The 20,686-nt window shown below is 61.5% G+C and carries 19 protein-coding genes; 3 read left to right on the plus strand and 16 right to left on the minus strand.

Annotated features, from left to right (window positions below; all coding sequences use genetic code 11):
* Positions 1–100 precede the first annotated feature (100 nt).
* The 11 genes from argE to ACCD02_RS03455 form a co-directional block, all read right to left on the minus strand.
* Positions 101–1,258, minus strand: coding sequence for an acetylornithine deacetylase (gene argE, locus ACCD02_RS03405; RefSeq protein ID WP_413298565.1), 1,158 nt, complete (start codon positions 1,256–1,258; stop codon positions 101–103).
* Positions 1,255–2,439 carry an NAD(P)/FAD-dependent oxidoreductase gene (locus ACCD02_RS03410; RefSeq protein WP_413298566.1) on the minus strand — a complete coding sequence of 395 codons (1,185 nt, stop codon included), beginning with the start codon at positions 2,437–2,439 and terminating at the stop codon, positions 1,255–1,257. The genes argE and ACCD02_RS03410 overlap by 4 nt, the downstream gene beginning before the upstream one ends.
* Positions 2,436–3,812 carry an FAD-dependent oxidoreductase gene (locus tag ACCD02_RS03415; protein WP_413298567.1) on the minus strand — a complete coding sequence of 459 codons (1,377 nt, stop codon included), beginning with the start codon at positions 3,810–3,812 and terminating at the stop codon, positions 2,436–2,438. Before ACCD02_RS03415 ends, ACCD02_RS03410 begins: the two co-directional genes overlap by 4 nt.
* Positions 3,794–4,102, minus strand: coding sequence for a (2Fe-2S)-binding protein (locus ACCD02_RS03420; RefSeq protein WP_413298568.1), 309 nt, complete (start codon positions 4,100–4,102; stop codon positions 3,794–3,796). The genes ACCD02_RS03415 and ACCD02_RS03420 overlap by 19 nt, the downstream gene beginning before the upstream one ends.
* Positions 4,099–5,940, minus strand: a complete 1,842-nt coding sequence (locus ACCD02_RS03425) for an ABC transporter ATP-binding protein (protein WP_413298569.1) — start codon at positions 5,938–5,940, stop codon at positions 4,099–4,101. The genes ACCD02_RS03420 and ACCD02_RS03425 overlap by 4 nt, the downstream gene beginning before the upstream one ends.
* 1 nt (position 5,941) lies before the next feature.
* Positions 5,942–6,817 carry an ABC transporter permease gene (locus ACCD02_RS03430; RefSeq protein WP_413298570.1) on the minus strand — a complete coding sequence of 292 codons (876 nt, stop codon included), beginning with the start codon at positions 6,815–6,817 and terminating at the stop codon, positions 5,942–5,944.
* Entirely contained in the window at positions 6,814–7,770 is a 957-nt protein-coding gene (locus tag ACCD02_RS03435; protein ID WP_413298571.1) for an ABC transporter permease, read from the minus strand. The genes ACCD02_RS03430 and ACCD02_RS03435 overlap by 4 nt, the downstream gene beginning before the upstream one ends.
* A gap of 34 nt (positions 7,771–7,804) precedes the next feature.
* Entirely contained in the window at positions 7,805–9,442 is a 1,638-nt protein-coding gene (locus ACCD02_RS03440; RefSeq protein WP_259109137.1) for an ABC transporter substrate-binding protein, read from the minus strand.
* An 82-nt stretch (positions 9,443–9,524) separates the two neighbouring features.
* Positions 9,525–10,799, minus strand: a complete 1,275-nt coding sequence (locus tag ACCD02_RS03445) for an NAD(P)/FAD-dependent oxidoreductase (RefSeq protein ID WP_413298572.1) — start codon at positions 10,797–10,799, stop codon at positions 9,525–9,527.
* A gap of 55 nt (positions 10,800–10,854) precedes the next feature.
* Positions 10,855–11,523, minus strand: coding sequence for a haloacid dehalogenase type II (locus ACCD02_RS03450; RefSeq protein ID WP_413298573.1), 669 nt, complete (start codon positions 11,521–11,523; stop codon positions 10,855–10,857).
* Positions 11,524–11,965: 442 nt separating this feature from the next.
* Positions 11,966–13,438 (minus strand): aldehyde dehydrogenase family protein, encoded by a 1,473-nt coding sequence (locus tag ACCD02_RS03455; RefSeq protein WP_413298574.1) that lies wholly within the window; start codon positions 13,436–13,438, stop codon positions 11,966–11,968.
* Positions 13,439–13,666: 228 nt separating this feature from the next.
* On the opposite strand from ACCD02_RS03455, the gene ACCD02_RS03460 reads away from it, so the two are divergent.
* Positions 13,667–14,524: a GNAT family N-acetyltransferase gene (locus tag ACCD02_RS03460; protein ID WP_413298575.1), complete on the plus strand. Its 858-nt coding sequence runs from the start codon at positions 13,667–13,669 to the stop codon at positions 14,522–14,524.
* Between the two features lie 21 nt (positions 14,525–14,545).
* The gene (locus ACCD02_RS03465; RefSeq protein ID WP_413298576.1) at positions 14,546–15,259 is read left to right on the plus strand and encodes a cupin domain-containing protein; all 714 of its coding nucleotides are present in this window, start codon (positions 14,546–14,548) and stop codon (positions 15,257–15,259) included.
* 294 nt (positions 15,260–15,553) lie between these two features.
* Here the strand turns inward: ACCD02_RS03465 and ACCD02_RS03470 are convergent, their stop codons facing one another.
* Positions 15,554–16,249, minus strand: coding sequence for a DUF4214 domain-containing protein (locus tag ACCD02_RS03470; RefSeq protein ID WP_413298577.1), 696 nt, complete (start codon positions 16,247–16,249; stop codon positions 15,554–15,556).
* A 170-nt stretch (positions 16,250–16,419) separates the two neighbouring features.
* Between ACCD02_RS03470 and ACCD02_RS03475 the strand changes: the two genes are divergently transcribed.
* Positions 16,420–16,851 carry a GFA family protein gene (locus tag ACCD02_RS03475; protein WP_413298578.1) on the plus strand — a complete coding sequence of 144 codons (432 nt, stop codon included), beginning with the start codon at positions 16,420–16,422 and terminating at the stop codon, positions 16,849–16,851.
* Between the two features lie 171 nt (positions 16,852–17,022).
* Here the strand turns inward: ACCD02_RS03475 and ACCD02_RS03480 are convergent, their stop codons facing one another.
* The 4 genes from ACCD02_RS03480 to arsH form a co-directional block, all read right to left on the minus strand.
* A complete protein-coding gene (locus ACCD02_RS03480; RefSeq protein WP_413298579.1) occupies positions 17,023–17,565 on the minus strand; it encodes a TetR/AcrR family transcriptional regulator in 543 nt (180 codons plus the stop codon).
* Positions 17,566–17,711: 146 nt separating this feature from the next.
* Positions 17,712–18,482, minus strand: coding sequence for an SDR family oxidoreductase (locus tag ACCD02_RS03485; protein ID WP_413298580.1), 771 nt, complete (start codon positions 18,480–18,482; stop codon positions 17,712–17,714).
* 190 nt (positions 18,483–18,672) lie between these two features.
* Positions 18,673–19,830, minus strand: coding sequence for a GGDEF domain-containing protein (locus tag ACCD02_RS03490; RefSeq protein WP_413298581.1), 1,158 nt, complete (start codon positions 19,828–19,830; stop codon positions 18,673–18,675).
* Positions 19,831–19,969: 139 nt separating this feature from the next.
* A complete protein-coding gene (gene arsH, locus ACCD02_RS03495; protein ID WP_413298582.1) occupies positions 19,970–20,683 on the minus strand; it encodes an arsenical resistance protein ArsH in 714 nt (237 codons plus the stop codon).
* Positions 20,684–20,686 lie beyond the last annotated feature (3 nt).

Consider the following 20,686-nt stretch of genomic DNA (forward strand, 5'->3'; position numbering starts at 1 on the left):
GTGTGTCAGTCGCCAGTCTAAGCAGGCGTCCCGGAGCAGGATGCTGAAAGCGCCGCAGCAGCAGCGTCGACTGCTGAATTTCCCGGTCCTACGGCAGGCTCTACTGCTTCAGCGAACCAAGCAGGCTGTGCAGGAAACGCTCGCCAGCGAGCATCTGGCTGTCATCGATAAACTCGTCGGGCTTGTGCGCCTGCTCGATGGAGCCGGGCCCGCAGACCACCACCGGCACATTCAGGCGGTTGGCAAACAACCCGCCTTCGGTACCGAAGGACACCTTGATATGTTCCGTACCGGCGGCGGCAAAGTTGTGCAGCAGACGCACGGCTTGGACGCTGGGGTGAGTATCCAGCGCCGGGTATTCGTTCATCACTTCGATCTCGATATCAGCCACGCCTGACACCTGACGTGCCTCGCGCACCAGGGCTTCGGCACGCTCGCGCAGTTCGTTCAAAAGCAGATCCGGATCGTCCTGGGGCAAGTTGCGGAATTCGAATTCCAGGGTGCAGAGGTTGGGCACGATATTCAGCGCCTTGCCGCCGTCGATTCTGCCGATATGCACGGTGCTGTAGGGAATGTCGTAACCCTCGTCACGCTGGCCCTGTTGTTCTACGCGCTTCTGGCTGTCACGCAGTACCGAGATGAAATCGCTGGCCAGATGGACCGCGTTGATCGCCCGTGGCGCCAGGGACGAATGCGCTTCCTGGCCACGGCAATAGGTGCGGTAGGAACTCTTGCCTTTGTGGCCGACGGCGAACTGCATCTGGGTCGGCTCACCTATCACGCACAGAAACGGCCGCAGGGTGGCCATGTCCAGCACGTCGATCAGGCGTCGTACGCCGACGCAACCGATTTCTTCGTCATAGGACAGCGCCAGTTGCAGCGGACGGGTCAAATTCAGCTCGGCGGCATCAAGCATGGCGTCGATGGCCAGGGCGATAAAACCCTTCATGTCGCAGGTGCCACGGCCATAGACCCGACCATTCTTCACCGTGGCTTCGAACGGCGGTACGGTCCAGGCCTGCCCCGCCACCGGCACGACGTCGGTGTGGCCGGAGAGCAGGATGCCCTGCTGTTCCTTTGGCCCGGTGCTGGCGAACAGGTTGGCCTTATGTCCGGTCTCGTCCTTGACGATCAGCGACTCGATGCCCTTGCCCGCCAGCAGTTCACGCACGTATTCAATCAACGCCAGGTTCGATTCCGATGACACCGTGTCGAAGCCGATCAGGCGCTTGAGGATGTCCAGTACACGGGGTTTCATAAGACTTTGCTCGTCAGTTGAAGGCTCGGCGATTCAGCCGATGACAGGGTCGGCGCCGGGCTGAAGCGGCGGATATCAAAGGGTTCGATATGGGTGTTGGTCTGGCCGGTGCTGATCAATTGCGCCATCACGTCGCCTACCCCGGGGCCGAGCTGAAAGCCATGACCGCAGAAGCCGAAGGCATAGAACAAACCGTCGACCTTGCCGCTGGCGCCGATCACTGGCAGGGAGTCAGGGGTATAGCTTTCGATGCCACTCCAGACCCGGATGATGTTCAGGTTGACCGCAGCCGGCAGCAGACGGCGCATCTGCTGGATCTGATTGAGGGTGCTGCGCGGTTCGACGTGAGCGCGGCGATTGAGCATGTCCGGACGGCTGCGGTAACCACCGCCAATGACGATGTTGCCGCGCTCGATCTGACGGAAATAGATCACTTCTTCCGGGATTCTGGTGTAGACGCCGATTACCGTCGGCAGGGAATACGGCACCGGTTCGGTGACAGCCATCTGCGGGCCATGGGTTTCCAGAGGCACCGGCTCGCCGAACTGCTCGGACAGTTTCGAGCCCCAGGCGCCGGCGGTAATCAACAGCTTGGCAGCGGCGAACAGTCGGCCATCGGCCGTAGTGACCTGGAACTCGTCACCGACCTTCTGCACATCCAATACCTCAACTCCCTCCTCGACCCTGGCCCCGGCGCGAGTCGCCGCACGGGCAAAGGCCGGCGCGGCCAGACGCGGGTTGGCGTGACCGTCGTGGGGGGCATAGGAACCACCCTTGACCTCAGGCCCGAGGAAAGGAAACCGTTCGTGCAACGCCTTGCCCGCGATTACTTCCAGATCCAGCTCACGGGCCTCGGGGGCGGCGGCATAAGCACGCAGCTCATCGATATGGGCTTCGTCGTAGCACACCCGCATATGCCCGCTGGGGAGGAACTCCAGGTCCTCGCCAATCAACTGCGGCAGGCGTTTCCACAAGGCCCAGGAGCGGTTGGCCAGGTCCAGCTGGGCGAGATGGCGGCCCTGGCGGCGGACATTGCCGAAGTTCACGCCACTGGCGTACTGGCCGACCTGGTCGCGCTCCAGCAAAGTCACCGAGTGGCCGCGCTGACGCAGGAAAAATGCCGAAGCGGTGCCCATGAAGCCGCCACCGACAATCAGCACATCGCTTTTTTGCACGGTCATGAAATCACCTCTTCCATCTGCATCGACAGCGGTTTGACCGGCGCCTGGCCGCGCTGGCGGCCGACTTCCATCACCGGTATACCGACTTCGGCAGCAATCACCTCGGCACCGCCCTGAGCACAATATCGTCCCTGGCAACGGCCCATGCCTACCCGGCTGAAGGCCTTGGCGCGGTTGACCTCGCAGGCGCCCTTTTGCCGAACTGCACCACGCAGTTCACCGGCCGTGATCATTTCGCAACGACAGACGATCGCTTCATCGGGCAATGCCCTGGCCTGCGCCGCAGGCCACGGAAAGGCTTCGGACAGGCCGACACGAAAGCGCTCCATCACCGCCAGGGATTCTTTATGTTGCTGGCGGACAGCGGCATCCACGGGCAACTGCTGATCAGCCAACAGCGCCATGGCAGCCAGGCGCCCGGCCTGCTCAGCAGCATCGGCGCCACGAATTCGAGCGCCGTCCCCTGCCGCATAAACGCCGCGTATCGAGGTGCGGCCTTCATCGTCAACGGCCAGCAACCACTGTCCGGACACATCGTCGAACTGCAACTGGCAACCTGCCAGATCGGCCAGTTGGGTCTCCGGGCGCAGGTGATATCCCAGGGCCACGGCATCGGCCTCGATCTGCATCACACTGCCGCTGCCGGTCTTGAAGCTCACGCCGCTGACGCCGTTATATTCATCGCCCAACACCTGTAGCGGCTGCACCCCGAGATGCACCTTGACCCCGGCCAGGTACAACCGCGCCAGCAGCTTCATGCCGGTCCACAGCAACGCCGGGCGTGCCAGCAACTTGGGCAGTGCGGCAATGCGTTTGCGCAGCGGCGAGGTGTCGAGGACGGCAGCCACCCTGGCCCCGGCCTTCACATATTGGCTGGCGACCAGATACAGCAGCGGCCCGCTGCCCATGAACACCACGCTGTGGCCGATGGACACCGACTGCGCCTTGAGAGCAATCTGCGAGCCGCCGAGGCTGTAGGTCCCCGCCAGTTGCCAGCCCTTGAGTGGCATGAGCCGGTCGGTGGCGCCGGTGCAAAGGATCAGCGCGTCGTAATCAATGGTCGAGTGTCGGCCCTGGCTGACACAGAACAACTGGCCCTCGGCGATATTCCACACCAGAGTGTCAGGGCGGTAATCGAGCTGACTGCGCAGGCGGTCAAAGGTTTGGTGCAAAGCCTTGGCCTTGTCCGCCTCGGTGCCGTACAGCGTGGCGTAATCGCGCGTGAAGCCTTCCGGCTGGCGGCGGTAGATCTGCCCGCCATCGCGACGGTTTTCGTCGATCAGGATCGGCTTGATACCCGCAGCAAGCAGGGTTTCGGCGCAGCGTGTGCCCGCAGGCCCGGCACCGACTATGACTACCCGTGGAGTGGCCATTTTGCCTCCGGTTGTGTAGTGACTATGTCCAGCCCCTCACGGACTTCATTGGAGCAGGCACGCAGGCGTTCACCACTGCGAGTCCAGACCCAGCAGTCCTGGCATGCCCCCATCAGGCAGAAGCCGGCCCGGCGCCCGGAATCGAACTCCGACTGACGCAGCGCGGCGCCATGGGTCAGCAGCGCAACCATCAGGGTGTCGCCCTGCAAGGCGCTGATCGGTGCGCCGTCAACCAACAGGCTGACCGTCGGCCGCTCGCGCTCGCCCAGTCTTACGAAACGCCCTTTCATGCGTAGGCCCCCACAATCATGTTGTTCGAATTGATCTGGCTGCCCTCAAGTTCGGAGCTGTCCAGGTGGCAGAGGACTTCACTGTTACCGCTGATGACCCGGCGTCCCGGCGCGGTCTTGTTGCATAGACCGTCGACCCGCACCGGGCAGCGATTGAGGAAGGTGCACAGTTCCCCGGTGTTGGTCAGTGAACTGATCGGCGGCAGCTTGCCGCTGGTACTGCCGCAGCTTTCCAGCCAGCCCTGGCGCAGCTCCGGCACCGAGTTGACCAGCAGGTCGGTGTAAGGATGGAATGGTGCACGGCTGAAAGCTTCCCGGGTGCCCTCCTCGACCTTGTGACCGCTGTACATGACGACGATGTCGTCGCACAGGGCGCGCACCGTGGAAATGTCGTGGCTGATAAACAGGTAGGACACGCCCAGTTCTCGACGCAGGTCGCGTAACAGTTCGAGAATCGCCGCGCCAACCACGGTGTCCAGGGCAGACGTCACCTCATCGCAGAGGATCAGGTCGGGCTTGGCCGCCAGGGCCCGGGCCAGGTTGATCCGTTGCTTCTGACCGCCGGACAGTTCGTTGGGCCGACGTTCGGCCAGGTTGCGCGGCAGGCGCACCAGGTCCATCAACTCGTCGATGCGCTGGCGCAGGGCCGCGCCCTTGAGGCCGAAGTACATTTTCAATGGCCGCGACAGAATAGTGCTGACGCTGTGCATCGGGTTCAGCGCGGTGTCGGCGTTCTGAAAGACCATCTGGATACGGCGGAACTGATCCGCAGTGCGCCCGGAAAGAGTGCCGGACAGCGGCTTGCCATCGAATAGCAGCTCGCCCTTGGCGGGATCAAGCAGACCAGCAACCACCCGGGCCAGGGTCGACTTGCCCGAGCCTGACTCACCGATCACGCCGATGGCCTGACCCCGGCGCACGGTCAGGTCGATGTCTTCGAGCACACGAATCATCGGCATGCCCTGCAGGTTCTTCTTGCCGTAGCCAGCGGTCATGCCCTTGATGGTCAGCAGCGTCACGTCCTGAGCCACTTCACTGGCCGGGGACAGTTTGGCGTCAGGGCGAGCCGCAGCCAGCAGGCTGCGGGTGTACTCCTCGGCCGGGCCACGCAACAAGGCAGCGGTACCACTCTGCTCGATGACCTGGCCGCCATTGAGTACGACGATCTGGTCGGCCATCTGCGCCACCACCGCCAGATCGTGGGAAACATACACCGCCGTGGCGCCGCGATCCTGCACCACGCGCTTGAAGGCACGCAGCACATCGATCTGAGTGGTGACGTCCAGGGCCGTGGTCGGTTCGTCCAGCACTACCAGCAGGGGATCGCTGATCAGGGCCATGGCTGCCATGACACGCTGCAACTGGCCGCCGGAAACCTGATGAGGATAGCGCTCGCCGATCCTGTCCGGGTCTGGCAGGGACAGGTCACGGAACAGGCCGATGGCCTTGGCGGTCAGGGCGCTGCGGGTGCCAAGACCGTGGATCAGAGCGCCTTCGATCACCTGGTCGATCAGCTTCTTCGCCGGGTTGAACGCCGCTGCGGCGCTCTGGGCAATATAGGACACACGATTGCCACGCAAACGCTGTAGCTGGCCTTCATCCAGGCCAAGCATATTATGCTCGCCGACCTGCACCACGCCGCTGGCCAGACGGCAGCCACGCCGGGCGTAGCCCAGCAGCGCCAGGGCAATGGTGGTCTTGCCGGACCCGGACTCGCCGATCAACGCCAGCACTTCACCTTTTTCCAGGGAAAAGCTCACGCCTTTGACGATTTCGGTCTCGCCACGCTCGCCCGAGGCAACTACGCGCAGGTCTTGGACCCGAATCAACTGCGTCATCTCAATGCCCTCCCGAACGGCGGCTGCGACGTGAGGAAATCCGGTCGATAAACAGGTTCACGCCAATGGTCAGGGTGCCGATGGCCAGGGCCGGGATCACCAGGGCTGGAGCGCCCTGATTGAGACCGCCGATATTTTCCCGCACCAGCGAACCGAGGTCGGCATCCGGTGGCTGGACGCCCAGGCCGAGGAAACTCATGCCGCTGAGCAGCAGAACAATGAAACCGAAACGCAGGCCCAGGTCGGTCAGTACCGGGTTGATCATGTTCGGCAGGATCTCCACGCAGGCGATATACAGGCGCCGCTCGCCACGGGTACGGGCGACCTGCACGTACTCCAGGGCCTCGATATTGACCGCCAGGCTGCGGGCAATACGGAACGCGCCGGGCATGAAACTCAGCACCGCCGTACAGATCAACAGGAGCACAGAGGAGCCGAAGGCCGAGACCATGATCAATGCGAGCATCTTGCTCGGAATGGAGATAAAGGCATCCATGAAACGGCTGATGATTTCATCCAGCCATTTCGGCGCCATTACCGACAGCAGTGCGCAGGTGGTGCCCAGGCCGCTGGCCAGGACGGCGGAAATCAGCGCCAGGCCAACAGTGAATCGGGCGCCGACCAGCACCCGGCTGAGCATGTCGCGGCCCAGGTAATCGGTGCCGAATGGATGGGCCAGGCTGAGCACGTCGAAGACGTTGTCCGACACCACTTCGCCCACCGGATGAGGGGCCAGGGACGGGCCGAACAACGCCACCAGAAGCCAGAAGAAGCACATCACGGCACCCAGCAGGCCGAGCCATGAAGAGCCGTGGGAGATCTTGCCAAGGGCCAGGTCGGGGGTCGCTGGCGTCGATGTCACAATGAGTTTGTTCATTGGGTTCGCAGCCTCGGATTGGAAAGAATGGCGCACAGGTCGGCCAGCAGCACCAGCCCCAGGTAGGCCGTGCAAAACAGCATGGTGCAGGCCTGGACCAGAGCGATGTCGCGGTTGGTCACGGCATCGACCATCAGGCTGGCGATGCCGGGATAGTTGAAGATGGTTTCGACGATCACCACCCCGCCCAGCAGGTACGACAGGCTCAACGCCACGGCGTTGGCAATCGGCCCGATAGCATTGGGCAAGGCGTGGCGCAGGACAATCCGCACGGGGCTGACACCCTTGAGCCGGGCCATTTCCACGTACGGGCTGTCCAGTTGGTCGATCACTGCGGCGCGGGTCATGCGCGCCATCTGCGCGACGATGACGAAACATAGGGTCATCACCGGCAATGCGTAGGTGCGCAGGAATTGCCACGGCGAATGAATGTCGGCGGCGTAGGATAAGGCTGACAACCAGCCCAGATTGACGGCGAACACCAGCACCGCCAGGGTCGCTACCAAAAATTCCGGAACCGCTACCAGAGCCAGGGTGATGAAGCTCAGGATACTGTCGATGCGCCCGCCCCGGCCCATGGCCGAACCTATACCCACGGTCAGGGCCACCGGCACCGAGACCAGCGCGGTGACCGCAGCCAGCATCATGGTGTTGGGGACGCGGCCTGCCATCAGCTCGCTGACCGGCATATCACTGGACACCGAAGTGCCCAGATCGCCGCTGAGCAGCCCCAGCAACCAATGCAGGTAACGCACCACGCCCGGCTGATCCAGACCCATTTTCACGCGCAGCGCCGCGACCTGTTCAGGGGTCGAGAACTGTCCGAGGGCCTGCTGTGCCGCGTCTCCGGGGAGCACGGCAGTGATGGCGAAGACCACCATCGACACGATCAACAACGTCAAGATCGCAGCGCCGGAGCGCCTGCCGATCAGCCACAGCGTGTTGCTATTCATAATCCTGCTCCGCATCAATCGGTTCGTACCGCAATCACGCGTCCAGCCAGACCTGCTCGCTGAACATGTAACCCATGAAACCGCCCAGGGGGTTGCTGCTGTAGCCCTTGATACGCTGGTCTACACCGTCGATGTTGCTGATAAAGACCGGGATGCCGATGCCACAGTTGTCGCTGACCAGGGTCTGCATGTCGGCGTACATCTTTGCGCGCTTGGCGTCGTCGGTTTCGCCACGGGCCAACATCAGCAACTGGTCGAACTGCTCGTTCTTCCAGCCCGACTCGTTCCACGGTGCGGTGGACTGGAAGAACTGCGAGAAGATCACATCAGCATTGGGGCGCGGATTGATGTTGCCGAAGCTCAGCGGGTGCTTCATCCAGTGGTTGGACCAGTAGCCGTCGCTGGGCACGCGATTGACATTGAGGTTCAGGCCCACAGACTTGGCCGATTGCTGCAACAGCACGGCGATATCCACCGAACCGGTGGCGGCCGGCGAACAGACCACTGGCATGCTGATCTTTTCCATGCCCGCTTTCTTGAGCAGGAATTTGGCTTTTTCCGGGTCGTAGGCACGTTGTGGCAGGTCGGCGTTGTGATAGCGCGAGCCCGGGGCGATCGGATGATCGTTACCGACCACCGCGTAGCCACGAAACACCGCTGACTTGACCTGTTCCCGGTCCAGCAGGTACTTCATGGCCTGGGTGAAGTCAGCGTTCTGACCCGGCATCTGGTCCTGGCGGATGATCAGGTCAGTGTAGTTGCCCGACGGTGCATCCACGACCCGGTGCCCGGCACTGGCGGAAATGCGCTGGGTCGAACGCGGATTGACCTCGTTGATCATGTGTACGTCGCCGGACAGCAAGGCGTTGACCCGGGACGGCTCGTCCCCGATGGCGATGAATTCGATCTCGTCCAGATATGGCAGACCCGGCTTCCAGTAGCCTGGGTTGCGCACGCTGACCGAGCGCACGCCCGGCTTGAACTCCTTGACCTTGAACGGCCCGGTGCCCACACCCAGGTTGAAGTCAGTGGTGCCTTCAGGAACGATCAACAGGTGCGATACGGCGAGGATCGAAGGCAGCTCGGCGTTAGGCGCAGTCAGGGTGATCTGCACTTCCAGCGGACCGGTGGCCTTGACTTCAGCGAACTGGGCCATCAGCGGCATGACTTTCGAGCCGGTGGCCGGGTCTTTGTGGCGGTTGAGGGAGAACACCACGTCGGCAGCACTGAGACCTTTGCCGTTGTGGAAAGTGATGTCCTTGCGCAGGGTGATCGTCCAGACCGTGGCCTTGTCGTTGTCGATGCGCTCGGCCAGCTCCAGCTGCGGTACCAGGTGGCTGTCGAAGCGGGTCAGGCCGTTATAAAACATGAAGTGACGCACGTAGTCGGTGGACAACGCGCCCTTGGCCGGGTCCAGGGTGTCGGCGGTGGAGCTGGACATGCCCGCTACCCGGATACGTCCGCCCGGCTTGCCCTTGAGAGGTGTGGCCGCGTCATCGGCAAAGACTTTGCCGGCCGCCCCGAACAGACTGCCCGCGCCCGCCGCGGCGACCCCGGCCACCCCCAACATACGCAACGCATCGCGGCGTGACAGGCCACGATTGAGTCCTTCAAAAACGCGCAGGCTTTCTTCGCCTGAAATCAGTTGGGGTTCGACTTTCTTGTCAGCCATATCAGTTCTACCTGTCGAAAATGGAGATGCCCGGTTGACCGGAGTGTCCTTGAAGCGCAAACGACAACGGTGAAGCAAAAAATCAGTAACGGCTGTCCTGATAGCGATAGTAGGCCCCGACCAGAGGCAAGAACCACGGCGTGCCAAAATGACCAGGGACCGCAGGCCAGTCCAGCTCGCGCCAGGGATTGGCGCTGGTGTTGCCGTCCATGACATCGGCCATGACCTTGCCCATGTGTACCGACATCTGCACACCATGGCCGCTGTAGCCCATCGAATAGAAAACCCCGTCGTGCTCACCGGCGCGCGGCAGGCGATCGGAGGTCATATCCACCAGGCCGCCCCAGCAGTAATCGATACGGGTATTGCTCAGTTGCGGAAACATCTGACTCATGGCCGCCTGCAACACCGCGCCACTCTTGGCATCGGAGCTGCCACCAGACATGGCGAAACGTGCCCGGCCGCCGAACAGCAGACGATTGTCCGGGGTCAGGCGGAAGTAGTTGCCGATCAGGCGACTGGTGACATAGGAGCGTTGCTGTGTGAACAACTGCTCGGTCAGTGCCTGGGGCAATACCTCGGTGGCCACCACGAAACTGCCCACCGGCACGATGCGACGGCGATACCAGCCGGGCCCGCCGTGCTGGCAGGCACCGGTGGCCAGCAGAATCTGCTTCGCCTGGATCGAGCCCCTGGCGGTGTTGACCTGATAACCACCGCTGTTGGCTTTCCAGTCTTTTACCGCCGCGTTCTCATAGATCACCGCGCCGTGCCGTACAGCGGCTTCAGCCAGGCCGACGCCGAAGCGACCGACATGGATCTGTACCCCGTTGCGTTGCAGCAGGCCGCCATGAAATTCACTGGAATCGACTTCTGCACGGGCCTGGGCCGCCGTCAGCAACTCGACGTCGGCATCCACTTCCCGGCGAATCAACTCACAAGTTCGGGCCATGCCCTCGTAATGCATGGGCTTGGCCGCCAGCTTGAGCTTGCCGTTACGCTTGAGGTCGCAGGCAATGCCTTCTTCCTCCACCAGGCTGACCACACTCTGCACCGCACTTTCATAGGCCCGATAAAATGCCCGGGCCTTGTCCGGCCCCAGGCTGGCACTGAGTGCCGAATAATCCTGGGCGACCCCGGTGTTGCACTGGCCGCCATTGCGTCCGGAGGCTTCACCTATTACCCGCCCGGCTTCCAGCACCGCCACACTGGCACCCTTGAGGACCAACGCCCGCGCCGCCGCGAGCCCGGTAAAGCCACCACCGACGATCACGACGTCCACCTGCCCGGCTACCGCGCCCATCCGGGCGCCGGTAAATACCGGTGCGGTATCGAGCCAGTAGGATTCATTGCGCATCTCGTTCCCCTTCGTTGCTCAGTTGTGCAGGCTGGAAAAATGCCGGGTGGGTTGCTTACAGGCCGACCAGAGCCGCCAGGCCGCCGATGTCCGGGATCTGCCGGTAGCCGTAGAACTCGTTGGCCGGCACTTCATGACCACGGGCGACGAAGGCCTTGTTCTTGATCTTCATGTCATGGGCCGGGAACAGGTCGTAGCGGAAGCTCGACGAGACATGCAGGATGTCTTCCGGACCGCAGCCAAGGTTGTCGAGCATGAACTCAAATGCCGCCAGGCGTGGCTTGTAGGCCTGCGCCTGTTCGGCGGTGAAGACCTTGTGGAAGGGCGCGCCGAGCTTGTCGACGTTAGACATGATCTGGCTGTCACTGGCGTTGGAGAAAATCACCAGGGGAATCTTGTCAGCGATTTTCGACAGGCCTGCCGGTACGTCGGCATGGGGCCCCCAGGTCGGCACGGCGTCATAGTAGAGCTGGCCTTCTTCGCGGTACTCGACGCCCCAGCGCTTGCAGGTGCGGGCCAGGGCTGTCTTGAGGATCTCGTCATAAGGCATCCAGTCACCCATGACCTGATCCAGACGATACGCCGAGAAATCCTTGACGAACTGGTCCATCTGTTCGGCAGGCACGCGGTCGGCGAACAGTTCGCGGGTCATGGTACCCATATGGAAATTAGTCAGCGTACCGTAGCAGTCGAACGTAATGAATTTAGGTCGAAGAAAGCTCATTTTGTGCGGTCCTGAAAGTATGTTTGGGTCATGGTCCAGCGGGTCGCCAGAGCCGTGATTGCAACGCTGCAACACACCTTCATTACAACACCGTGAAATCAGCAGATGGCGTTAAAAGTGCGGGCTGGTTGGTAGAAACAGCCGTTTTGCGGCCCGCCCTCAGCAGACTTTGCGGGGCGCTCCAGCCTTGGGCAAAGCCCATATTCATGCGCTTTTATGGATCCTTTTGCCGGCTTCACGCTCAAGGACGGGGTTTTCGCCGCAGAACCTGCTCCGGCGCTCCATGAAAAACGGGCGCCTTCCCGAGAAGGCGCCCGTTATATTCAAAAGACTGCCGCTGGAGCGAGGCTTGCCCGCGAAAGCCATAGTCCAAGCGTCTGAAAACATACCGCCAGTACCTGCCCTTACGCGAGCAAGCCTCGCTCCCACAAATACGCTGCTGTCAGGCACCGATATCGATCAGCACACTCTTGAAGCGCAGATTGGCTTCGAACGCTTCACGGCCCAGATCCTTACCGATGCCCGAGCGCTTGTAACCACCGGTGGGCAGAATGTAGTCGTTGCTGCGGCCATAGCGGTTGACCCACACTGTGCCCGCTTCCAGCCGGCGGATCAGGCGCAGGGCGCGGTTAAGGTCGGCAGTATGCACACCGGCGGCCAGGCCATAGGTGTCGTGTCCGGCCAGATCCAGGGCTTGCTCTTCGTCATCGAAGGCCTGGATGGTCAGCACCGGACCGAAGATTTCCTCCCGTACTGCCGGGTTCTGACTGTCCACGCGCGTCAACAGGGTCGGTTGGTAATAAGCGCCTCCCAGGCCCTCAAACAGCCCGCCACCGGCCAGCACTTCGGCACCGGCCTGGCGTGAGCGCTGAACAATGCCGTCGATACGACTGGCCTGCAGCCGGGAAATGATTGGCGCCAGGGTGCTGTCCGGCGCCCAGGTCGGACCGGGCCTGAGGGCATTGAAGAAGCCCTGCAAATGCTCGATGAACGGCGCCATGATCGAGCGCTGGATAATCAGCCGCGATCCCGATACGCAGACCTGCCCGGCATTGCCGGTAATGGCCAGGGCCACCGTGCGGGCGGTCTTGGCCAGGTCCGGGACGTCGGCGAACACCAGTTGCGGACTCTTGCCGCCCAACTCCAGAGTCACCGGCTTGGGTCCGATGAGGGCACAAGTGGACATGATGCTCGAGCCGGTAGCAGTGGAGCCGGTAAAGGTCACTTTCGCCACGCGGGGATGGCGGCACAGGGCATCGCCAGTAACCCGGCCATCGCCCTGCACCACATTGAAAATCCCCGCAGGGATGCCCGCCTGCAACGCCAGTTCGGCAAAGCGCAGGCTGGAAAATGGCGTCAGCTCGGAAGGCTTGAGCACCACCGCATTGCCGGCCGCCAGGGCCGGGGCGACTTTCCACGAGGCCATGCTCAGAGGGAAATTCCACGGAGCGATGGCGGCGATAACACCATAGGGTTCGGCTATCTGCATGCCCAGGCGGTCGCTCTGGGTCGCGGCCACTTCACCGCCATGCTTGTCCGCCAGCTCGGCGAAAAAGCGAATGCCTTCGGCGACATAAGGAATGTCCCAGGCCAGCACATCCTTGTGCGGTCGGGTCGAGCCCACGGCTTCCAGCGGCGCCAGGACCTGGCCGTCAGCTTCGATAAGATCTGCCCAGCGGCGCATCACCCGAGCGCGCTCCCGGGGCGGTCGACTGGCCCAGTCGCTGGTCTTGAAAGCCTGCCAGGCGTTGCTCACGGCCTCGTCCACCAGATCCGCATCGGCGATCGGCAACCCGGCATAGACCTGACCATCGGAAGGTCGCGAAACCTCCATGCCAGCCTGGGCATCGCGATATTGTCCGGCAATGAAATGAGCGCCGCGCACCGCGACAAGACGAGGATCAAAGCTATCCATGAAGGACTCCAGCCAGTGAAAAGCGAGGTCTCCATGCTAGAAAAAATTCCCAAGCATTTGCTGCCGACCTTGCCGGGCAATTAAGCAGTTACTGTGGTCGCGGCAGCGGTGAATTGGCGAATCTACCGAATCGCTGCCGCCCCCTTGCCAGCCTTTTCACCAGGTGGGATACAGCACTCCAGTGCAAGAACCTTAATGCCTGTGCATGCCTTTGAATGGAGACCCGCCATGTCGGTTTCGCAACCTCCCGCTTATGTCTATCGCCCGATGACCGCTGATGACGTCGGCAACGCTCACGCGCTCTCGGTCGCCCTGAAATGGCCGCATCGCCTGGAAGACTGGGCCATGTTGCAACGGGTCGCCCAGGGTTTCATCGCTGAAGACAACGGCAGGCTGATCGGCAGCTCTTTTGCGTGTCATCAAGGCGACTTTTCCACCATCGGCCTGGTGATCGTCAGCGATGAGTACCAGGGCAAGGGTATCGGCCGGCGGTTGATGGAGCTGGCCCTGGCTACCGTTGCGCCGCGCACCGCCATCCTCAACGCCACCCAGGCCGGAGCACCACTCTACGAGAAGATGGGCTTCAAGGCCTTCGGTGAGATTCAGCAGCACCAGGGCCAGGCCCCTTCTCTGCTGCCCACGCCACTGAAGGCAGGCAACCATTGTCGCAATCTGACCGATGCCGACACCACCCGCCTCATCGAACTGGCCAATGCCGGCAGCGGCCTCGACCGCAGCGACGTTCTCGCCGACCTGTTGCCAGACATCGAACGCGGCATCGGCATCGAGCGCGATGGCCTGCTACGCGCCTTCGCCCTGCTGCGTCCGTTCGGTCGCGGCCTGTGCATCGGCCCGCTGCTGGCCGAAAACGCCGATCAGGCCCGACACATGATCGAAGAACTGCTGAGCAAGGTGCCTTATGCCTTTGTCCGTATCGATATTCCCGCTGACTGCGGGCTGGCGCACTGGCTGGAAGAAATCGGCCTCAAGCGCGTCGACAGTGTCACCCCGATGAGCCTTGGCAAAGTGCCCACGGCCAAAGATGGCATGCAGCAGTTTGCCCTGGTCACCCAGGCCATCGGCTGATCTTTTTTTGGAGAGTTCCCCATGTCCCAACCCACCGTCCTGCTGTTGGCCCGTGCCGATAACCTGGCCGTAGATACCTCGTTCAGCCAGGGTCGCCTGAGCGTCAGTGATCCGTTTGCCGCACAGCGTCAAACCGCCTTTATCGACGATCAGGGCATCGCTGCCGGGATCGTCCATGCCAGCGGCACATTGACCCTGAAGGATTACCCCTACACCGAGATGCTGGTGGTGCATCGGGGTCTGGTCACCCTGACCACCGCCGAGCGCACTATCAGTCTCGAACCCGGCCAGAGCGCGGTGATCGGCCGTGGTACCGCCGTGCAATTGAACGCCCGGCACGACAGCCTGTGGGCGTTCTGCGCCGCAACACAGGCCACCGGTCCCGACAAGTCTGCGGTCGCCCTGATCGATCATCGTGCCGTGCTGGCGCCCTCGGCCGCACCGGAAGCCGCGATCCTGATCGGCCCGACGCCACAGTGCCGTGCCAATAATATTTTCGAAGACACCGCCAGCCCGCTGCGCATCGGCGTCTGGGACTCTACCCCCTATGCTCGCTACGCCCGGGCGCACAAGGTCCACGAATTGATGCACCTGCTCGAAGGGGAAGTTGAATTGAGCCTGGATAACGGCCCGAGCCTGCTGGTCAAGCCCGGCGATACGGTGTTCGTACCCCAGGGCACGCCCTGCGCCTGGACCAGCAAGGTCTACGTGCGCAAATACTACGTAGTCAATTGAGCGCCGGGGTGATCAGAAAACAATCACCCCCGCCCAGACCATGCCCACTGTGCTTTGCATAAAGTTATCCACAGACATGTCCACGTATTTCGTGGACAACCTGAGGTGATAACTTACTGAATTAATGTGGTTTAAGGGGCAGCATGGCAATGGTGAACACATGCTCTCCCCCTCGCGGACCGGCTTCAGCCGCGAAGCCAATATTGCGGGTAATGGTAGGCGTCGGATGTACCGGCCTCTTCCCGGCTAAAGCCGCCCACATTCCTCTCCCACAGACTTCGCGGGATCAGTCGCTTACAAAATCAAGCCGCCATTCGTCGCTGTGGCCGTCGACAGATCCTGCGTCCCCACCACTTGCACTGCCGAATCGTCAACGGCGGTAAAAGTGCTGCCAGCGTCGAGGATAGCGTCCGTCAGGACGAAGGTCTGGCCAGGTGCAGTAGTGGTATGGGTGACTGCAGCGACGGTATTGGCCAGGGCCGCCGTCGCGGTAGCAGTGGCCAGGGACGTAGCGGTGGCATCCACGCTACTGAGGAAAGTGCGCGCGGCAGCCGCCGCTGTCGCGCCGGAGTAACCGGCGATCTCGGCGCTGGTATCCAGTTGTGCCGTAAAAGCCTTGGCCGCTGCCAGCTTGTTGGCCACTGCCGTGGCATCGCCAGCACCGGCCGAACTCTGGATCTGATAAGCCGCCTGAGCCTGGGTCACCGCGCCAGCATCAATTTGCGCCACCCAGTACGCCAACCCGGCGGACTCCGGGTTGCGGTTGAACAGTGACAGATAAATCGACGACACTTTCTGCGCCGTGGTGGTACCGGCAAACAGCACCTGAGATTCGGTAGACGCGGAAAACCCGGCAACGATCCCGGCCACGCTGCCGCCGGAGGCGTCGATATTCGCCGCCCAATATGCCAGGCCCACCGGGTCGGCCGGACGACCGAAATAAGCAATATAGAGTTGCTGGACCTGATCGAAATACGTCGAAGCCGCCATCGGTTGAACACTCCATTCTACTGACGAATTGCTTGAATAAAAGCGCCGACCCGCTGGCAACAGGCTAGCAATGGCAGATTAACACACCGCCCATCCGGCCCAAGCGCGGAACGCCGAACGGAAAGGCTGTTCATAAAAGCATTGGGACTGAACCGATCAAGAGGCCAGAAATGAACAAAGACATCAACGAAATCGACGGCAGTTGCCACTGCGGTGGCGTACGCTTTCACGTGCGCCTTGCCAACGGTCTGCACAGCGCGCGCCGTTGCGACTGCTCCTACTGTCGCATGCGCGGAGCGGTCGTGGTGAGTGCGCGACTCGAAGACTTTCAGATCACCGCAGGGGCCGAGCTGCTGACCCTGTATGAATTCCATACCCGCACGGCCAAACACTACTTCTGCTCAAGATGCGGGATCTACACCCACCATCAACGTCGCTCTGATCCACTGCTATACGGGATCAATGCAGCTTGCCTGGAAGGCGTCAGCCCATTTGATTTTGCCGAAGTACCGGTGAATGACGGGACAGTGCATCCTTCTGACCATCCTGAGCGCAAGGGGGATGGGGTGATTGGGGTGTTGAAGTTTGTGCCGCGCGAGTGACAGTAGGAGCCGGGTCTTTTCAATCGGTACAAACGCTACCGAATTACCGTAGCTCCGTGGGAGCTGTCACGGCGTCAGTGACTGACGTGACGTCGTCGCCAGCAAGCCGGCTCCTACGGGATCTCATTCCAATTCAAATCGCTGCGTCGTGTTTTATAGCCGCACATTGAATCACACCGCAGGAAAAGGCCCGGCCACCCAGTAAGCTTCAAGAATATGGTCATAGACCTGCACATCATCGCAGCCTCGCGCCACCAGTTGCGCGCCCTCGACTGCGGCGAAAATCGCCATTGCCCACTTGCGTAGCTCTGCCGGGTCGCGGTCATGGGGTTCCAGGTCGAGGACCCGCACCAACCAGTCGGTCAGCAGGTTGGTAAAGCGGTGGACCTGTACTTGCACCTGTGCGGCGAGGTCGGTGTATTCGGCGGCCATGATGCCGCCCAGGCACATGCGGTTTTCCCGGACCAGGGTGGCGCGAAAAACGTCTACATAGCTCTTGATGCAGGTTCTGCGGTCTTTGGAGGTATCGAAGACCTGGTTCAGGTATTCGAGGAATTCGTCAGTGTATTGATGGGCCAGGGCGGCGCCCAGATCACCTTTTGTGGGAAAGTGGTAATGGATGCTCGAACTTTTTACCCCGACCGCCGTAGCCAGGTCGCGAAAGCTCAGGGAGTTATAGCCCCGCGCCTGCACCATCGAACGAGCTGCCATCATCACAGCCTGCTTTGTGTCGCCAGTGGCCACGGTCGTATCCCCCAAAAGGGTTGAATGTATTGAAGCAGACCTGCCCGGTCAAGGACGGGCAGGACTGCCAACACGTTGATGGCCGCATGACCGACCGAACAGTAAGCTGCGTACAGTTACACCATCGGATGCTCCGCCCCATCCATCGTGATGACGGTACCGGTGATATAGCTGGCCTTGGCCGACGCCAGAAACAGCACGACATCGGCAATTTCCTCAGGCTTGGCCATGCGACCCATGGGGATCTTTTGCACGCTGCGCTGGATCGCTTCTTCCACAGTGCCACCGGCATGTCGCGCTTCGGCCGCCATGCCTTCGGCAACCCGACCGGTTTCAGTCAGGCCCGGATTGATCCCCACCACCCGCACCCCGGAGGCGGCATAAGCATTGCCCAACCCGGCCGTAGCCAGCATCAGCGCCGCATTGGCCGCACCGCCCGCCAGATGAATAGGTTTGGCCACCTTGCCCCCGGCACCGATGATATTGACGATCACCCCCCGCCCGCGCCCGGCCATCAGCTTGACTACCGGGTCGGCGACGTTGATGGTGGAAAAGAACTTGGCATCCATGGCTGCACGCCAGAACGCCGGGGTAAGGTCTTCCGGCGCCGAGCGCTTGGCCGCGCCCGCCGAGTTGACCAACACCTCGATCGGACCGACTTCCTGCTCGACGCGCTGCACCAGGGCCGCAGCCGAAGCCTCGTCACAAAGGTCAGCGGCAAAGCCGAGCGCGCCGGGCAACTGTGTCAGCGCTTCATCGATATTGGCCTGGGAGCGCGAACTGATCACCACGCGCGCACCTTCTGCGGCAAATTGCCGGGCACAGGCCAGGCCAATGCCTTTGGAACCGCCAGTAACCAGCACAACCTTTGCATCAAAGCTTTTCATGACCCGGTTTCCTTGAGTGGACAATCGACGGTCACCTTACGCCTGGCGGAGGGCTCGCTAACAGTGAAAGGTGACTGTGGGACCGGCTTTAGCCGGGAAGACGATACGGCAGACGATAGAGATGTATCACTCGTACCGATGCCCTCCGGGCTAACGCCGGTCCCACGCAAAAGCTCCACAATTCAATTGATCAGCATGTCTGAGTCCGATCTTCCACCCGAATAACATCGCGTCCATCACGCTTGGACTGATACAGCGTGGCATCGCCCCGTTCAATCAACGCTGCCAAGCTGATCGGGGGCTGGTTGAACAGGTCGGCGCCGATACTCAGGGTCACCGCCTGGGGCGTGGTAAATGCCTGGACGGCAGCCTGGTTGAATTGCTCGCGCAGTGCATTACCCAGATGCGTGACGATATCGTTCGAAGCATCATTGATCAGGATAACGAACTCATCGCCGCCCAACCGCCCCGCCAGCGAACCCTGTGGCAGCAGCCCGCGAACGATTTCGCTCAGGGTGACAAGCAGGCGATCGCCCGCGCCATGGCCATACAGGTCATTGACCTGCTTGAAGTGGTCGATATCGATCAGCAGCAAGGCGCCCGGTCGGGTATTGGAAACCTCTGCCAACAGCCTCGGCGCCCGGATTTCCAAGGCGCGGCGGTTGTACAGGGCGGTCAGTGGATCACGTTCGGCGAGGTGCGTGATGCGCTTCTCTCGCCGATAACGCTCGGTGCCGGTCATGGACAGCGCAATCAGCATGATCGCCATTGCGCCTTCGACGAGGGAAACCTGAATGATCTCGCCGCGAAAAGCAGCAAGGTCGATCAAGGTCCCCGGGATCAATGCTGTTACCGCCTTGGCGCCATAGAACAGCCCATGAACCAGCAGGACATAACGCAGCTGCACCGCCCCTACGCCGAGCGACCGGCCGTGGGGGCGCAGCAGGAAGCTGGCCCGCAGCATCAACAAGGCGACCAGCACCGAGTTGACCAGCAGCATGACCTTGGACCAGGGCTGCTCACCGGGCAGTAACAAAAGCGCCAGCCAGACGACGAAGATCAGGTTCCAGACCCGGGACAGGCGTACCTGAGTAAAGCGCGCAACCCCCAACAGGAACAGCCAGTGGGCGGTCACCAACAGCCCGTTGGCAAACCAGATACCGATCAGCAGAATTCCGCTGCTGCGCAGCAAGGCCAGGGTCGAACCCACGGTGATGGTTGCAAAGCCAGCGCTCCAGAACAGCAGCGAAGGTTCATTAATGCTGCGCCATTCCACCGCCAGATACAGTGCGGCAGCCGCCGCAAGAGCGATGGAAAGGGTCAACATCGTGGGAGGGTCGAGCGCCATATCTTCAACAGCCTGTGTGCTTTTAAGTAAAAAGGCACAATTGTAAGCGCTCGATGCGGTTTTCGCCGGGCATTACATCGGTTGTCGGGGCATCAGGCGTGACGTCTCGCGAACGCGTTCGCTGTCGCCACCCGAATAGTCAGATCGAACGCTGATTGACCCGTTTCGAAAGCTCTTCGGCGGACTCCTTGCGCTCGGAATAGCGATCGACCAGATGGTCCTTGCGGTCGCGCAGTAGCAAGGTGAACTTCATCAACTCCTCCATGACATCGACCAGGCGATCATAGTAGGAGGATGGTTTCATCCGCCCTGCGTCATCGAACTCGGTGAAAGCCTTGGCTACCGAAGATTGATTGGGGATGGTGAACATCCGCATCCAGCGACCCAGTACCCGCAATTGGTTAACCACATTAAAAGATTGCGAGCCACCACAGACCTGCATCACCGCCAGGGTTTTACCTTGCGTCGGGCGTACCGCTCCCATGGCCAGGGGGACCCAGTCGATCTGCGCCTTGAACACCGCGCTCATCGCACCGTGGCGTTCCGGCGAGCACCAGACCTGCCCCTCGGACCATTGCATCAACTGGCGCAGCTCAATGACCTTGGGATGGGTATCGGGAGCGTCGTCGGGAAGCGGCAAGCCTGAAGGATTGAAGATGCGCGTTTCAGCGCCGAACTGCTCGAGCAGGCGTGCGGCCTCTTCGGTCACCAGGCGGCTGAACGAACGCTCACGGGTCGAACCGTACAGCAGCAGAATGCGCGGCTTATGCTCAGCGGGTTCCCGTGGCTCCAACGCTTCCAATGTCGGGAGACTGATGAGTTCGGCGGCTACGTTAGGCAATGTTTCGTTCATGAG

Origin of the sequence: Pseudomonas sp. Pseusp88 (assembly GCF_047303955.1) — a bacterium.
Taxonomy (GTDB): domain Bacteria; phylum Pseudomonadota; class Gammaproteobacteria; order Pseudomonadales; family Pseudomonadaceae; genus Aquipseudomonas.

Bases quoted from the DNA above. Each gene is read 5' to 3' on its own strand.
- ACCD02_RS03465 (WP_413298576.1), top strand. From the start codon at position 14,546: ATGTCCCAACCCACCGTCCTGCTGTTGGCCCGTGCCGATAACCTGGCC.
- ACCD02_RS03410 (WP_413298566.1), bottom strand. From the start codon at position 2,439: ATGACCGTGCAAAAAAGCGATGTGCTGATTGTCGGTGGCGGCTTCATG.
- ACCD02_RS03490 (WP_413298581.1), bottom strand. From the start codon at position 19,830: ATGGCGCTCGACCCTCCCACGATGTTGACCCTTTCCATCGCTCTTGCG.
- ACCD02_RS03480 (WP_413298579.1), bottom strand. From the start codon at position 17,565: ATGATGGCAGCTCGTTCGATGGTGCAGGCGCGGGGCTATAACTCCCTG.
- ACCD02_RS03435 (WP_413298571.1), bottom strand. From the start codon at position 7,770: ATGAATAGCAACACGCTGTGGCTGATCGGCAGGCGCTCCGGCGCTGCG.
- ACCD02_RS03475 (WP_413298578.1), top strand. From the start codon at position 16,420: ATGAACAAAGACATCAACGAAATCGACGGCAGTTGCCACTGCGGTGGC.
- arsH (WP_413298582.1), bottom strand. From the start codon at position 20,683: ATGAACGAAACATTGCCTAACGTAGCCGCCGAACTCATCAGTCTCCCG.
- ACCD02_RS03440 (WP_259109137.1), bottom strand. From the start codon at position 9,442: ATGGCTGACAAGAAAGTCGAACCCCAACTGATTTCAGGCGAAGAAAGC.
- ACCD02_RS03420 (WP_413298568.1), bottom strand. From the start codon at position 4,102: ATGAAAGGGCGTTTCGTAAGACTGGGCGAGCGCGAGCGGCCGACGGTC.
- ACCD02_RS03485 (WP_413298580.1), bottom strand. From the start codon at position 18,482: ATGAAAAGCTTTGATGCAAAGGTTGTGCTGGTTACTGGCGGTTCCAAA.
- ACCD02_RS03445 (WP_413298572.1), bottom strand. From the start codon at position 10,799: ATGCGCAATGAATCCTACTGGCTCGATACCGCACCGGTATTTACCGGC.
- ACCD02_RS03415 (WP_413298567.1), bottom strand. From the start codon at position 3,812: ATGGCCACTCCACGGGTAGTCATAGTCGGTGCCGGGCCTGCGGGCACA.
- ACCD02_RS03430 (WP_413298570.1), bottom strand. From the start codon at position 6,817: ATGAACAAACTCATTGTGACATCGACGCCAGCGACCCCCGACCTGGCC.
- ACCD02_RS03450 (WP_413298573.1), bottom strand. From the start codon at position 11,523: ATGAGCTTTCTTCGACCTAAATTCATTACGTTCGACTGCTACGGTACG.
- ACCD02_RS03470 (WP_413298577.1), bottom strand. From the start codon at position 16,249: ATGGCGGCTTCGACGTATTTCGATCAGGTCCAGCAACTCTATATTGCT.
- ACCD02_RS03455 (WP_413298574.1), bottom strand. From the start codon at position 13,438: ATGGATAGCTTTGATCCTCGTCTTGTCGCGGTGCGCGGCGCTCATTTC.
- argE (WP_413298565.1), bottom strand. From the start codon at position 1,258: ATGAAACCCCGTGTACTGGACATCCTCAAGCGCCTGATCGGCTTCGAC.
- ACCD02_RS03460 (WP_413298575.1), top strand. From the start codon at position 13,667: ATGTCGGTTTCGCAACCTCCCGCTTATGTCTATCGCCCGATGACCGCT.
- ACCD02_RS03425 (WP_413298569.1), bottom strand. From the start codon at position 5,940: ATGACGCAGTTGATTCGGGTCCAAGACCTGCGCGTAGTTGCCTCGGGC.